At 44.8% G+C, this 14918-nt stretch carries 10 protein-coding genes; 6 read left to right on the forward strand and 4 right to left on the reverse strand.

Going from position 1 to position 14918, the window contains the following annotated elements:
• Positions 1 to 402: 402 nt before the first annotated feature.
• The gene (locus AB4238_RS11600) at positions 403 to 1677 is read left to right on the forward strand and encodes a CinA family nicotinamide mononucleotide deamidase-related protein (protein ID WP_372033591.1); all 1275 of its coding nucleotides are present in this window, start codon (positions 403 to 405) and stop codon (positions 1675 to 1677) included.
• A 68-nt stretch (positions 1678 to 1745) separates the two neighbouring features.
• On the opposite strand, the gene AB4238_RS11605 is transcribed toward AB4238_RS11600, so the two are convergent.
• The 3 genes from AB4238_RS11605 to argE all read right to left on the reverse strand — a co-directional run bounded on the left by AB4238_RS11605 (position 1746) and on the right by argE (position 6244).
• Entirely contained in the window at positions 1746 to 2288 is a 543-nt protein-coding gene (locus tag AB4238_RS11605; protein ID WP_220738653.1) for a DUF1439 domain-containing protein, read from the reverse strand.
• Positions 2288 to 4924 (reverse strand): phosphoenolpyruvate carboxylase, encoded by a 2637-nt coding sequence (gene ppc, locus AB4238_RS11610; protein ID WP_372033592.1) that lies wholly within the window; start codon positions 4922 to 4924, stop codon positions 2288 to 2290. The genes AB4238_RS11605 and ppc overlap by 1 nt, the downstream gene beginning before the upstream one ends.
• A 168-nt stretch (positions 4925 to 5092) precedes the next feature.
• Positions 5093 to 6244 (reverse strand): acetylornithine deacetylase, encoded by a 1152-nt coding sequence (gene argE / locus AB4238_RS11615; protein WP_372033593.1) that lies wholly within the window; start codon positions 6242 to 6244, stop codon positions 5093 to 5095.
• Positions 6245 to 6520: 276 nt separating this feature from the next.
• Between argE and argC the strand changes: the two genes are divergently transcribed.
• From argC to argH, 5 genes are all read left to right on the forward strand, one after another.
• Positions 6521 to 7510 (forward strand): N-acetyl-gamma-glutamyl-phosphate reductase, encoded by a 990-nt coding sequence (gene argC, locus AB4238_RS11620; protein WP_372033594.1) that lies wholly within the window; start codon positions 6521 to 6523, stop codon positions 7508 to 7510.
• A gap of 17 nt (positions 7511 to 7527) precedes the next feature.
• On the forward strand, positions 7528 to 8340 hold the full coding sequence (gene argB / locus AB4238_RS11625; RefSeq protein ID WP_372033595.1) for an acetylglutamate kinase: 813 nt from the start codon (positions 7528 to 7530) through the stop codon (positions 8338 to 8340).
• An 11-nt stretch (positions 8341 to 8351) separates the two neighbouring features.
• Positions 8352 to 9260: an ornithine carbamoyltransferase gene (locus tag AB4238_RS11630; RefSeq protein WP_372033596.1), complete on the forward strand. Its 909-nt coding sequence runs from the start codon at positions 8352 to 8354 to the stop codon at positions 9258 to 9260.
• A 56-nt stretch (positions 9261 to 9316) separates the two neighbouring features.
• Positions 9317 to 10546, forward strand: a complete 1230-nt coding sequence (locus tag AB4238_RS11635; protein WP_372033597.1) for an argininosuccinate synthase — start codon at positions 9317 to 9319, stop codon at positions 10544 to 10546.
• 78 nt (positions 10547 to 10624) lie between these two features.
• Entirely contained in the window at positions 10625 to 12001 is a 1377-nt protein-coding gene (gene argH / locus AB4238_RS11640; RefSeq protein WP_372033598.1) for an argininosuccinate lyase, read from the forward strand.
• Between the two features lie 81 nt (positions 12002 to 12082).
• On the opposite strand, the gene AB4238_RS11645 is transcribed toward argH, so the two are convergent.
• Positions 12083 to 14635 (reverse strand): penicillin-binding protein 1A, encoded by a 2553-nt coding sequence (locus AB4238_RS11645; RefSeq protein WP_372033599.1) that lies wholly within the window; start codon positions 14633 to 14635, stop codon positions 12083 to 12085.
• Between the last annotated feature and the right edge of the window lie 283 nt (positions 14636 to 14918).

Here is a 14918-nt window from a genome sequence, read left to right on the forward strand (position 1 = left end):
TGAGTGCGTTTATGTAGCGCGGAGAGCTCGCTCGAAGCTGGCCATTTCCAGGCGCCTAATACGAGAAAGCCCGTTGCTAACGCAACGGGCTTTTTTACGTCTGCGATTTGAGTTAGTTAATCATTTAGCTATAGCCCTTAGCATGACGCTGATAGCGGTGTGGCCGATATGCCCATGTGTGACGAGGCCATTTTTTGGCTTTTATCTCTCTTTACCTGTTAGATATGAGGTTATTTTGGCTACTTTTGGCTACTTTTGGCTACTTTTGGCGCTTTTAATTTATGCATATCGATTATGCGTAAACACTACTTCACATGAATTGAGAACATAATGGTAATTGGTTATTGCTATTAGCGCTCAGCTCTCCTAATTTAACTGCAATTAATCGCTAGGGATTGTCCAATGAAGCTAGAAATGATTTGTACAGGTGAAGAAGTATTAGCGGGTCAGATAGTGGATACAAATGCTGCGTGGTTTGCTAATGCGCTAATGGAGCATGGAGTAGAGTGCCAACGAAGAATTACCGTTGGTGATAGGCTTGAAGATCTTGTCGCTGTTTTTAAAGAGCGTAGCACCGAGGCTGATGTCATTGTTGTTAACGGTGGTTTAGGCCCTACTAGTGATGATCTATCCTCGGAAGCGATGGCATTAGCTAAAGGTGAGCCTTTGGTGGAGAGTAAAATCTGGCGTGATCGCTTAGATGATTGGTTTACTCGTAACGGTAGAGTGATGGCTGAGAGTAATCTTAAACAAGCATTAATACCTGAGTCAGCCATCATGATAGATAACCCTGTAGGCACAGCCTGTGGGTTTGCTGTAAAGCTTAATCGAGCTTGGTTGTTTTTTACTCCAGGTGTTCCTTTTGAGTTTAAACAAATGGTAAAAGAGCAGTTTATTCCTTTTATTAATGAACGGTTTGAAATAGCGGGTGATGTTGCACTGCGTAAATATCTGACCTTAGGGCAAGGTGAGTCGTCTCTCGCAGATGCATTAGAAACCATTGTATTGCCTGAGGGGATCACCATTGGCTACCGAAGCTCTATGCCACATATCGAAATTAAGTTATTTGCACGTGGTAAAGCAGCAATCAGCGAGATGGATAAGATTGAAGCACAGATCCGTTTCCTATTAGGTACAGCGATAGTCGCAAATAATAAAAAGAGCCTAGCTGAAGAGATCCATGCTTTGTTGATTGATTCTGGGAAGACCTTGAGTGCGGCTGAGTCCTGTACGGGCGGTATGATTGCAAGTCAGTTGATTTCACATGCTGGAAGCTCAGCTTACTTAGATCAAGGACTGGTAACTTACAGTAACGAATCAAAGGTTAAAGTGTTGGGAGTAAAACCGGCAACTTTAGATGATCATGGTGCGGTATCTATAGCAACTGTCGAGGAGATGGCCTCAGGCGCTAGAGCTATTTTAGATAGTGATTATGCATTAGCGACAAGTGGTATTGCTGGCCCTACTGGCGGTACCGAGGATAAACCTGTTGGCACTGTCGCGATAGCATTAGCAACTAAGAGCGGAGTTTATAGCCAGATGATTAAATTGCCACGACGCTCTCGGGATTTAGTGCGTAGCTTAAGTACTGCGGTAGCATTTGATATGTTGCGTCGAGAACTACTCGATGAAGCCGTTATAGTTGATTATGGATCGATTAAACGCTTCTCAAAATAACGAAGTTTAATAAAAAGGCAGTAATGAATTTATCATTACTGCCTTATGTTTAGCGGTTTAGCTCAGCTTTACTCGTCAAATACTAAAACCAATTTGCCTGGCTTCACTTCAATGCGCTTGGTCATTTCTGCTATTAACGCTTGATTGGATTCCTTGGTATCGAGTACATACACAGGTTGAGTTTCTAGAAACTGTGTTAGAAATCCCATAAGCTGCGGTGCAATAGAACCAATCGCTTTCTCGATATCCTTTGGTTTTGACTCTACTTTTACCAGATTAAGGTTGCGTAGATAGACACTTTGATTACTGGCATCATACCAAGGTTCTGCTTCGAACTCTGCAGTCAAATCGGCACTGATAGGCAGCATCGGGTTACGCACTTTTACTAGGGTCGACGCCATTACCGACATGGTATTTGGCTTAGCACCTAAAGTAACATCAATGTCATTCACTTTGAGTTCAATACCAAAGATCTGATTACCTTGGTTGATCTCAAAGTGCATCTCATCACTTAAGTAACCTTCCAGCTCACTTTCAGTAATGCTGTACTGACTGACACAGCCCGTTAGTAGCAGTGATAGTGCACACAGTGTAATTTTAAGTATCTTCATTAGCCTGTGTTTCTCATTCCAGCAGCAACACCTGCAATGGTTAACATCAAAGCAAGCTCTACATTCTTTGAGGTCTCTTCTTCTCTGCGGGTACGCGCTAATAGTTCAGCTTGCAGAAAGTTAAGCGGATCAATGTAGGGGTTTCTCAACTCGACAGATTCTCTATTCCAAGGAGTGTGAGACATTAAGCTTTCCGCTTGAGTGAGCTCAAGCACTGCATCGACTCCAATCGCTAGCCGCTCACGCAGTTGTACGCCTAAGTGATGTAGCTCTTCGGGGACTAAGCTAGTTTCGTAGTATTTGGCTAAATTAGGCTCCGCCTTTGCGTATACCATCTCAAGCATAGATATACGGGTTTTAAAGAACGGCCAATCTTGCTCCATCTCTTGCAGTAAGGGCAGTTCGCCTCTCAAGGATGCAGCTTGTAGCGCTTCACCTGCTCCGAGCCATGCGGGTAACATTAAGCGGTTTTGTGACCAAGCAAAGATCCATGGAATCGCACGCAGACTTTCAATACCTCCATCGATACGGCGTTTTGCTGGGCGACTACCTAATGGCAGTTTACCGAGCTCTACTTCTGGCGTTGCAGCTCTAAAGTAGGAAACGAAATCAGCTTCTTCTCTTACGATAGCGCGGTAAGCGAGTACTGACTCATCGGCAAGTTGTTCCATGCACCTGCGCCACTCTGGCTTAGGCTCTGGCGGTGGTAGCAGTGTTGCCTCCATCACCGCTGAGGTATATAGCGCGAGACTTTGAACCGCGAGCTTAGGCAAACCAAACTTAAAGCGGATCATCTCACCTTGTTCTGTAACACGAATGCGTCCATCTACAGATCCCGGTGGTTGCGATAGAATCGCTTCATGTGCTGGCCCGCCTCCTCGGCCGATTGTGCCACCACGTCCATGGAAGAGAGTGAGTTTGATATCGGCATCTTGGCTGACAGCGACCAGTTTTTCTTGTGCACTGTACTGGGCCCAAGCCGCTGCCATCACGCCTGCATCTTTAGCTGAATCGGAATAACCGATCATCACCTCCTGTATGCCTTTGGTATAACCACGATACCAATCGATACTAAAGAGCGACGACATACACTGAGACGCATTATTAAGATCGTCCAATGTTTCAAACAGTGGTACGACTCGCATTGGATGAGGGCAGCCCGTTTCTTTGAGTAACAGCAATACTGTTAAAACATCTGAGGGCTGGCTTGCCATAGAAATAACGTAAGAACCCATAGCTCGCGCTGGCTGAGTCGCAATTAGGCGGCAAGTTCTCAGCACTTCTGCAACGTCATCACTGCCCTGCCATGTAGACGGGATCAGCGGTCGCTTGCTGGTGAGTTCTCTAAGTAAGAAAGATTGCTTCTCTGCTTCACCCCAATGTGCATAGTCGCCCATGCCTAAGTATCGTGTCAGCTCAGCAATAACATCAGCATGACGCTGTGCATCTTGGCGAATATCGAGCCTTAGCATATGGATACCAAAGCAGGCTATTCGGCGCAGCATATCAAGTAGTAGCCCATTGGCAATAAGGCTCATGCCACAATCACTTAAGCTTCTATAAAGCATCATTAGCGGCTCTTTGAGATCTTTTTCATCCCAAATGATGTCTGCTAAATCGACCTCAGGCTTATGACCTTCAAGTCTGGCATTGAGATAATCGATAGTATTTCTTAGTTTGCCGCGAAGGTCTCTGAGTACGTCACGATAAGGCTCATTGCTGTTGTTGGTATAGGCAAGTAACTCATCGTTTGCGCTTTCCATAGAAAGATCGTTAACGAGCAGAACTACGTCTTTCAGGTAGAGCCTAGCTGCGGTGTGGCGATTACGGTCGAGCACCTCTTGAGTGACGACTGAAGTCACAAAAGGGTTACCGTCACGATCACCGCCCATCCAGCTAGAGAATCTTACTGGAGCGATATCGATGGGTAGTTGAGTATTGGTACGTTCTTCAACTTGTTGATTTAACTGACGCAAGAAATCTGGAATCGCCTGCCACAATGACACTTCAATGGTGCTTAATCCCCAACGAGCTTCATCTACTGGAGTCGGACGCTCATTACGGATCTCATTGGTATGCCATATCTGTGCGATAAGTTGACGTAAACGCAGGTGATGCTGCTTTTTCTCTTGCTCTGTTAACTGAGGATTTTCCAATGCGGTTAACGAGTCGACGACGGCAGAATATTTCTGAATCAAGGTTCGTCTTGAGATCTCTGTGGGATGGGCTGTCAGCACCAAATCGATATCAAGACTCTTTAAACACTCAAGCATCTTTTCTTGATCAATATTACCACCGAGCATTCTTCCAAGAAGTTGTTCTACGGGATCGGGTACACAGACAAGTTCATCGCAATTACGGCTGATTGTGTGGAACTGCTCAGCAATATTAGCCAAGTTTAGGAATTGGTTAAAAGCTTTGGCAAATGGCACTAGTTCGTCATCGCTTAATGCTGATAGCAGGGTCAGCATCTCTTCGCGGGCAGCATCGTTGCCTTGACGTGAACTTTTTGAGAGGTGGCGGATCTGCTCGATTTTATCTAAAAAAGTGTCATCGAGATCGGTTCGAATTGTATCACCTAAAATCTGTCCTAAGGTGCCAACGTTTGACCTTAACGACGCATACATATCAACCATACGTGCTCCATATCAGTAAGCTAATCGATCACAATACCTAGCGATAGCATACTAGGCAATGATCTAGTTCGGGTTACCGTGCCTGAATGTGCTCTATCTCACTTTTAAGCACACTAATTATGGCGCTTATAATGACTTTGCACTGAATATCTAATCTGACAAGACAAATTATTTTATACAAGCATGATAAATCAGCTCTTTTAATAGCTTCTTTGTTTTGTCTAGGTAGTGCAGGTCAAGAAACTCATCCGGTTGATGAGCCTGCTCAATGCTTCCAGGTCCTAGCACCAGTGTTTGGCAACCGAGCTGTCTGATATAAGGGGCTTCTGTGGCATAGTTAACCACTTCTGGCTCACTTTCTGAAAGCTGTGCAACCAATTGGCTCCAGCTACTATTTTTGTCATCAGCAAAGGGTTCTGAGCCTGGGTACAAAGGCGCGACACTAATACAGCCTGGGTACTGGCTAGAAACAGGTTCGAGGTAATTAGCCACCATCAGTTCTAAATCTTCAAGTCCGAGACCTGGAATTGGCCTAAGGTCGATATGCAGATCGCAGCAGCCACATATCCTATTTGCTGCATCCCCACCGTGGATATGGCCAAAGTTCATTGTAGGGTATGGCACACTAAAAGCGTCTTCACGGTAGTTTTCGGCTAAGTGCTGCTTAAGCCTAAGCAACTGACCGGTAACTAAGTGCATCACCTCAATGGCATTAAGCCCTTTGGCTGGATCTGACGAATGACCACTGCGACCGGTTACTCGTATACCTTGAGTAAAATGGCCTTTATGCATATATACGGGTTTTAGGCTAGTGGGCTCACCAATAATGGCGTAATCAGGGCTGATCGATTTTGCGGCGGCAAATGCTTTTGCACCATTCATGGTCGTTTCTTCATCAGCGCTGGCAAGGATATGCAAAGGTCGCTTGAACTTGTCCATTGGCAACTCTTTTAAGGCTTCTAGCACTAAAGCAAAAAAACCTTTCATGTCACAGGTACCTAAACCATACCAACGGTCATTTTTCTCAACCAGTTGAAAAGGATCTTGGCTCCAACGCCCTTCATCAAATGGTACCGTGTCTGTATGACCTGCCAATAACAGTCCACCTTGGCCGCTACCATAAGAGGCGACAAAGTTATGTTTGTCACGCGTGTTTGCAACGGAGTGTGCTTGGCAGCTCATGCCTAAATCTGTAAACCAATTATGCAGTAGCGCAATAACGGCCTTATTGCTCATGTCATGCTGCGCCTCTAAAGCGCTGATCGATGGTGAACCGATTAGCTGAGTGAAGCTGCTTTTTAATGTAGGGAGTGTAGTCATTAAAAAATACCTAAATATATATTCAAATATATTGCATAATTAAATTTGTGTGTTAGTCTATCAAACAGCTAAGATAAGTACCATATTTTGATGGCCTTTAAATGAGAGTATATATGTTTAACCTAGTTCAATTATTAAATATTAAGGTCAATCCTACCCAATTCCTGCGACGATAAACTTGTCTTTAATGGTGTTCAGCCAGGGCTTAAGTTGTGCCCATTCTTTTTTTTCGTTTTGTCATCTAAATTCAAGATAAAGGTTTTAAAGTCATAGACTATGAAAAATATAGCCATTATTGGCGCTAGCGGTTATACCGGTGCGCAGATCACTCCTCTCATAAATGCTGAATCGGATTTGTCCATTCAGGGTCTTTATGTTTCTGAAAATAGCTTAGATAAAGGTAAAGCACTTGCTGAACTGTACCCTACATACAGTCATATTAATCTTTGTTTAAGCCCGCTTACCAGTGATGCCAAAGCAGCCATTGTTGAGCAAGCTGATGCGGTCGTATTAGCGACAGACCACGTAGTGAGCTTGCATCTAGCTGCTTGGTTTTATCAACAAGGCCTAGCTGTGTTTGACCTAAGTGGTGCTTATCGTTTTGAAGCGTTAGATAAGTATCCTAAGTGGTATGGTTTTACTCATGAATATCCAGCAGTGCTTGCTGATGCAGTTTATGGCCTAGCGGAATGGAATGCCGACAAAATTGCAACCAGCAAGATGATCGCTGTACCGGGTTGTTACCCAACGGCATCGTTAACAGCACTTAAGCCACTGGCTAATATGTTGACTGATGTAATGCCGGTAATAAACGCCGTCAGCGGTGTGACGGGGGCGGGTAGAAAAGCGCAATTACATACTAGTTTTTGTGAAGTGAGCTTAACGCCATACGGCGTGCTTGGACATAGACATCAGCCTGAAATTGCTACCCAGCTCGGACAAGAAGTTATCTTTACTCCTCATTTGGGCAATTTTAAACGCGGCATACTTGCCACCATTACGGTACAACTCGCTAAAGGCACTACAGCTAAAGATATTGAAGCGGCTTATCAGTGTTATGACAACGCGCCACTTGTAACTGTAAAACAGAATCAATTTCCTAAAATTGATGATGTAGTGCAAACCCCTAACTGTCTTATCGGTTGGAAGTTTGACCCAGAAACAAATTACCTAGTGGTCACAAGCGCAATTGACAACTTAATGAAGGGTGCAGCGAGTCAGGCCTTGCAATGCATAAAGATTCATTTTAACGAATTGTTAAAATAACGACTTTGGATCCTAAAATGGCAACATTAAATACAGAACTGAATGCTAAGTCTAACGCCAAACCAGTGATGGTATTGAAGGTCGGTGGAGCACTTTTACAGTGTGAAATGGGCATGGCGCGTTTGATGGAAACCGCGGTCAAAATGATCGCCAATGGTCAGCCATTGATTATGGTGCATGGTGGAGGCTGCTTGGTGGATGAGCAGCTAAACGCAAATAACATGGTCACGCAGAAGCTAGATGGGTTAAGGGTGACACCTGCAGAACAGGTACCTGTCATTGTCGGCGCACTCGCTGGTACATCGAATAAAACCTTACAAGCTGCTGCAATCAAAGCTGGTATCACCAGTCTCGGTATGAGTCTTGCTGATGCCGATATGGTGACAGCAAACATTAAAGACCCTCAGCTTGGATTTGTGGGAGAGGTTGAGCCAAATGATGCCAGTTACCTAGAGTTTGTATTAACTAAAGGTTGGATGCCAATTGTCAGCTCTATCGCTATCAGTAGCCAAGGCGAAATGCTAAATGTTAATGCGGATCAAGCCGCTACTGCACTTGCAAAGCTTGTTGGCGGTAATCTTGTGTTGTTGTCTGATGTTTCAGGTGTACTTGATGGTAAAGGACAACTGATCAGCAGCTTGAATCGTGCCGAAATTAACGAACTAACTAAGATTGGTGTGATTGAAAAAGGCATGAAAGTTAAAGTCGAAGCAGCTCTTGAAGTTGCGGAGTCGATGGGGGAAGCCGTTCAAATCGCATCTTGGCGTCATGCAGAACAACTTATTGCATTAAGCAACGGTGAAGCCGTTGGTACTCAGATTCAACCTTAGGGAGCGGTTTCATGAACCATCTATTATCAATTAAAGATCTATCGCAACAGCAGCTTTTAGACTTGCTAGCGCTAGCAAAAAACATCAAAGCAAATCCGGCGGATTACAGAAAAGCGCTCGATGGTAAAAGTGTAGTAATGCTATTTGAAAAGCCTTCATTAAGAACTCGTGTCAGCTTTGATATTGGTATCAATAAGTTAGGTGGTCACTGTTTGTATCTTGATCAGCAAAATGGTGCATTAGGCAAGCGTGAGCCTGTTTCTGATTTTGCCGCTAATATCTCTTGTTGGGCTGACGCCATTGTGGCGCGGACTTTCTTGCACTCAACTATTGAGCAGTTAGCTGAGCATGGCTCTGTACCTGTGATAAATGCATTGTCTGATCTTTATCATCCTTGTCAGGGCTTAGCAGATTTCTTAACTCTGTCTGAGCAGTATGATGACGTGAGTAAGGTAAAGCTTGCCTACGTGGGTGACGGCAATAACGTAACTCATTCTTTGATGTTCGGCGCGGCAATTTTAGGTGCACACCTGACCGTATTGTGCCCTCCAGGTCATTTCCCTGACGGCAAGGTTGTGTGTGAAGCCCAAGCGTTAGCTGCAAAACATGGCGGTACACTAGTGCTTAGCTCAGATATCGAAGCGATAGCCGGCCACGATGCTATCTATACAGATACCTGGATTTCGATGGGCGACAGCGCATCAATGGAAGAGATTGAAGCCAAGTTCAAGCCTTATCAAGTTAATGCTGAGCTGATGGCAAGTGCAGGTGCTAAGCACTTTATGCATTGCTTGCCAGCCTATAGAGAAGTTGAAGCAACCGCTGAGATTGTAGATGGTGAAGGCTCGCTGATTCTGCATCAAGCTGAGAATCGCATGCATGCGCAAAACGCCGTGCTTGTCACTCTATTTAGTCAATAATTTGCGTTGGTTCGTGCAAACGAACTGAACCAGAAATAATGTAGTAGGAATTAAAAATGTCAGTAGAAATAAAGAAAAAAGATGTGAAAAAGGTAGTGCTTGCTTACTCCGGCGGCCTTGATACATCAGCCATTATCCCTTGGCTAAAAGAAACCTATGATAATTGCGAAATCGTCGCTTTTTGTGCTGATGTGGGTCAGGGTGAAGAAGAACTTGTTGGTTTACATGAAAAGGCTATCGCATCTGGCGCATCAGAGTGTTACATCGTCGATTTAAAAGAAGAGCTGGTGGCTGATTATATCTACCCAACGATTGCAACTGGTGCAATTTATGAGGGCACATACCTGCTAGGTACCTCAATGGCGAGACCGATTATCGCTAAAGCTCAAGTTGAAGTGGCTCGTAAAGTTGGCGCCGATGCCGTGTGTCATGGTTGTACTGGTAAAGGTAATGACCAAGTGCGTTTCGAGGGTTGCTTTGCGGCATTAGCACCCGATCTTAAGGTTATTGCTCCTTGGCGTGAGTGGGAAATGGTCAGTCGTGAAGATCTGCTTGATTACCTTGCAGAACGTAACATCGAGACAACCGCTTCAGCGACGAAGATCTATAGCCGTGATGCTAACGCTTGGCATATCTCCCATGAAGGTGGTGAGCTGGAAGATCCATGGAACGAGCCAACTCAAGGCGTGTGGACCATGACCGTTGCACCTGAAGATGCCCCGAATGCACCTGAGTACGTGGCACTAGAGCTAGAGCAAGGCAAAATCACCAAAGTAAATGGTGAAGCTCTATCGCCATACAAGGCGTTGATGCTACTAAATGAGATAGCTGGTGCGCATGGTGTCGGCAGAATTGATATCACTGAAAACAGACTGGTAGGTATGAAATCTCGCGGTTGCTACGAAACGCCTGGTGGTACTGTGATGTTTGCTGCGCTGCGGGCAATTGAAGAGTTAGTGCTTGATAAAACTAGCCGTGAGTGGCGGGAGCAAGTTGGCGCTCAAATGGCGCACCTTGTTTATGATGGACGTTGGTTTACACCGCTTTGTGAATCACTATTGGGCGCTTCAAAGCCACTAGCGGATCTGGTTAATGGCGAAGTCGTCATTAAGCTTTATAAAGGCCAAGCGAGCGCTGTGAAAAAACGTTCACCAAACAGCTTATATTCTGAAGAGTTTGCCACTTTTGGTGAAGATGATGTTTATAACCAGAAAGATGCTGAAGGCTTTATCCGTTTGTATTCGCTTTCTAGTCGTATCAGAGCATTACACGGTCACAACAAGTAACGTTAATAAAGTAGCTCATTAATTTTAGTATTTATACGGCGGACGAGCAGTCCGCCCAGCATTTAAGAGGAAGCCAGCATGGCATTATGGGGCGGCAGATTTAGCCAAGAGAGCAGCGCACTGTTCAAACTTTTTAACGACTCATTGCCTGTAGATTACCGACTCATTGAGCAAGATATTGTCGGTTCAATTGCGTGGGCAAGCGCTATTACTCAAGTTGGCGTTTTGACTACTGATGAGTGCACCCAGTTACATGCTGCGTTAAACGAGCTGCTAGCTGAAACATCCGAAAATCCAGAGATGATTATCGCTTCTGGTGCGGAGGACATTCATAGTTTTGTTGAGCAATCTCTTATCGCTAAAGTGGGTGATTTAGGTAAAAAGTTACACACTGGTCGTTCGCGTAATGATCAGGTAGCGACCGATCTTAAGCTTTGGTGCAAAAAAGAAGGTCAGGAACTACTCGGGTTATTGACTAAGTTAAGAGCTGCACTTATTGAGCTTGCAGAGCGTGAAATCGATGCTGTTATGCCTGGTTACACACATTTGCAAAGAGCACAGCCGGTTCTATTTGGCCACTGGTGTCTTGCTTATGTAGAGATGTTTGAACGTGATATCAGCCGTTTAGAGGATGCCTTGAAACGTGCAGATACTTGCCCGTTAGGAACTGGTGCGCTAGCGGGTACCGCTTATCCAATGGACAGGGTTAAACTTGCACAGTCGCTCGGTTTCGCAAGCCCAACGCTGAACAGCCTCGATACCGTATCAGATAGAGATCATGTGGTTGAGATCTGTAGTGACGCTTCTATTAGCATGATGCATTTGAGCCGTATGGCTGAAGATCTTATCTTCTTTAATAGTGGTGAAGCGGGCTTTATTGAATTAGATGATGAAGTGACCTCTGGTTCATCATTGATGCCGCAAAAGAAAAATCCTGATGCACTTGAGTTAATTAGGGGCAAGACCGGTCGGGTTTATGGCAGCCTAATTGGTATTCTTACCACGATGAAAGCTCTACCACTGGCTTACAATAAAGATATGCAAGAGGATAAAGAGGGGCTGTTTGATGTGATGGACAGCTGGGCGATTTGTCTAGAGATGGCAGCGTTAGTGTTAAGTGGTTTGCAGGTCAATCGTGAAAGAACATTAAGCGCTGCGCAGCAAGGCTATGCTAACTCAACTGAATTGGCTGACTATTTAGTGGCTAAAGGCATGCCGTTTAGGGAAGCTCATCATGTAGTGGGTGAGGCTGTTGTTGTCGCTATTGCGAAACAAACGCCACTGGAAGACTTGCCTTTAGAAGAGCTACAGAGTTTTAGCGCAATTATTGAAGCAGATGTGTATGAGTGCCTTACGATTGAATCTTGCTTGGCTAAACGTGAAGCATTAGGTGGTACATCATTAGTGCAGGTCAAATCAGCATTAGTAACTAAACAAGCTAAAAATAGCAATTAGATTCGCGACGTAATTGAACACAAAAAGGCGGCTATTTCTTAAAGAAATAGCCGCCTTTTTTATTACTATCGATTGCGATAATTACTGAAACAGATCTTCTTCCTCAGACTTATCGATAAAGATATCGCTGTTGTCTTCCTCTTGCTCTGTCGCATATTCAGTCGGCTCAGTACCCGCAATAAAGTACTCAAATCGGGTGGTATAATCTGTTTTACGGCTCAACTTACCTGTGGCTAAATCGATACGCGCAGAAACTATCCCTTCAGGTGCTTTAGTCGGCTCTACAGGTGTGCCTTCCAATGCATCTTTCATAAACTCGTTCCAAGCAGGTCCAGCAGTTTTTGCCCCCGCTTCAGCAAGTGATATTTGATCTTTAGCGCCGTTAGCATTCCAGCTGGTGCGACCTAGTTCTTGGCTATGATCATCGAAACCAACCCAAACGGTAGTGGCGAGTTTAGGGTTAAAGCCACTAAACCAAGTATCGCGAGATTCGTTTGTGGTACCTGTTTTGCCAGCAATATCTCGACGTTTAACCACTCTAGCCGCACGCCAAGCAGTACCATTCCAGCCGGTACCTTTACTCCAATCTCCACCACCCCAAATTACACTTTTAAGTGATTCGGTAATTAGGAATGCGGTTTGCTCTGAAATAATTTGTGGCGCAAAACGTGAGTCCTCATTACCACATTGCTCAGTGGTTGATGGCATATCCTCAGTTGCTGCTGTTGCGTCACCAGGTAGTTCGTTGGCCATAGCGGCGAAAGGGTCATCGACTAATGGCTGCTCAGGGGCAATAGGTGTACAAGCAAGTGTTGGGTTGGCAGCTTCAATTAGATCGCCATTGGCCGACTCTACTCTTTCGATAAAGTAAGGTTCGACTAAGTAGCCGCCATTAGCGAAGGTTGAAAAGGCTGTAACGACTTGCAATGGAGTGACTGATGGTGAGCCCAGCGCAATAGATTCGTTACGAGGAAGGTCAGCCGGATCGAAGCCAAACTTAACCAGTTGGGCAATGGTTGCATCTAATCCGCTATAACGCACGGCACGAACTGACATAACGTTAATTGATTGCGCTAAACCAACACGAAGCCTTGTTGGGCCACCATAAACATCCGGCGAGTTTTTAGGGCGCCAAGCCGTTCCTTGTCGTGTATCAGGTTTATTAATCGGTGCGTTGTTGATCAGTGTTGAAAGGGTATAACCTTTCTCTAATGCCGCGGTATAGATAAATGGCTTGATATTCGAACCTAGCTGACGCTTAGCCTGAGTGACGCGGTTATATTGGCTAGTGTAAAAGCTAAAGCCACCGACAAGGTTTCTAATAGCACCATCTTGAGGATCTACCGATACAATCGCACTGGCAACCAAAGGGACCTGGCTAAGTTGCCAGATATCGCCATTATTACGGATCCAAACTTGCTGACCAGCAGTTAATACCTCTGTAGCAAGTTTAGGTGCTTTACCTTGACGCTTATTGGTAATGAATTTACGCGCCCATTTGATACCATCCCAAGGGAGTTCATAGACATCACCTTTAGCTGTCATCACCTTGGCTGTTTGCTCATCAACGCTAAGCACTGCTGCTGGGTGCATGCCTTGGAATGACCCCGTTTGCTTTAATTTCGCTTTGATCTCTTCATTGTCTGGCTGTACATCGGTCCAAAGTATCTTAGTGCGTCCACGGTAGCCATGGCGTTCGTCATAGGCATAAACGTTATGGCGAAGGGCTTTTTGTGCATCTAACTGTAGTTTTGAATCTACCGTCGTGTAGATATCATAACCGCCAGTATAGGCTTCCTCTTCACCGTACTTTTCAACTAAGTAGTCGCGTGCCATCTCTGAGATATAAGGGGCATATAGATCGATTACTGCGCCATGGTATTTGGCTGTAATAGGCGCTTGAATGGCCTCTTCATACTGCGCTTGAGTAATGTTACGTTTTTCAAGCATGCGACTTAGTACCCAGTTGCGACGATTTAGGGCGCGGGTTGAGTTTCTGATAGGGTTTGCTGCTGAAGGTGATTGAGGCAAACCAGCAATCATCGCCATTTCAGGAAGAGTCAGTTCGTTTAACTCTTTACCGTAATAAACTTGAGCCGCAGCACCAACACCGTAAGCGCGGTTGCCAAGGAATGAGCGGTTAAGGTAAAGGGTTAAGATCTCCTCTTTATTAAGAGCTTTTTCAATCTTTAAGGCTAGAAAGATCTCTTTTGTCTTTCGGATATAGGTTTTGTCTCGGGTTAAGAAGAAACCTCGGGCTACTTGCTGGGTAATTGTACTTGCACCCTGACTCTTCTTACCTGTAGTGACCAGAATAAATGCAGCACGAATAATACCGATAGGATCGATACCTTTGTGCTCGAAAAAACGAGCGTCTTCGGTATCGAGTACTGCGTTGATGAGTTGTTCGGGAACATCATCATATTGGACAGGAATTCGACGTTTTTCACCAAACTGGGAAATAAGTTTACCGTCGCTACTGTAAATTCTCAGTGGCGTTTGTAGTTTTACCGTCTTAAGCGTCGTGACATCCGGAAGCTCCGGAAGCACATAAAAGTATGCTGCCACAATGGCACCAATGCCAAGCAGCCCAAGGCTAAAGAAAGCAATAACAAGACGTTTAAACCACTTCAAAGGAAGATTCCATGAATGTAAATAAGACCCGTAGTATATAAGCCGTTGAAGAAATGGTGAAGTAAAAGCCTAAGGATTAATGTTTAGATTAACTAAATTGGCTGAATTGATAGTAAAACTATCAAAAAGTGAAAGCTGAAACGGGCTTGGCTTAGAATGTTAAAACTAGGGGCAGTTGATCTTTCGAGCTTGGTTTTTATCCGAATTCAATTATTTTAGTACAAGGCTTGAGCGATGATGCTTAGCTGGCTAAGCGCAAAGCTAGTAACGCACTCTAGTCATA

This window comes from Shewanella sp. 10N.286.45.A1, assembly GCF_041470405.1.
Lineage (GTDB): Bacteria > Pseudomonadota > Gammaproteobacteria > Enterobacterales > Shewanellaceae > Shewanella.

What these genes read in the sequence shown, in the direction of transcription:
- AB4238_RS11600 (WP_372033591.1), top strand. Translation starts at nt 403, where the DNA reads ATGAAGCTAGAAATGATTTGTACAGGTGAAGAAGTATTAGCGGGTCAG.
- AB4238_RS11605 (WP_220738653.1), bottom strand. Translation starts at nt 2,288, where the DNA reads ATGAAGATACTTAAAATTACACTGTGTGCACTATCACTGCTACTAACG.
- ppc (WP_372033592.1), bottom strand. Translation starts at nt 4,924, where the DNA reads ATGGTTGATATGTATGCGTCGTTAAGGTCAAACGTTGGCACCTTAGGA.
- argE (WP_372033593.1), bottom strand. Translation starts at nt 6,244, where the DNA reads ATGACTACACTCCCTACATTAAAAAGCAGCTTCACTCAGCTAATCGGT.
- argC (WP_372033594.1), top strand. Translation starts at nt 6,521, where the DNA reads ATGAAAAATATAGCCATTATTGGCGCTAGCGGTTATACCGGTGCGCAG.
- argB (WP_372033595.1), top strand. Translation starts at nt 7,528, where the DNA reads ATGGCAACATTAAATACAGAACTGAATGCTAAGTCTAACGCCAAACCA.
- AB4238_RS11630 (WP_372033596.1), top strand. Translation starts at nt 8,352, where the DNA reads ATGAACCATCTATTATCAATTAAAGATCTATCGCAACAGCAGCTTTTA.
- AB4238_RS11635 (WP_372033597.1), top strand. Translation starts at nt 9,317, where the DNA reads ATGTCAGTAGAAATAAAGAAAAAAGATGTGAAAAAGGTAGTGCTTGCT.
- argH (WP_372033598.1), top strand. Translation starts at nt 10,625, where the DNA reads ATGGCATTATGGGGCGGCAGATTTAGCCAAGAGAGCAGCGCACTGTTC.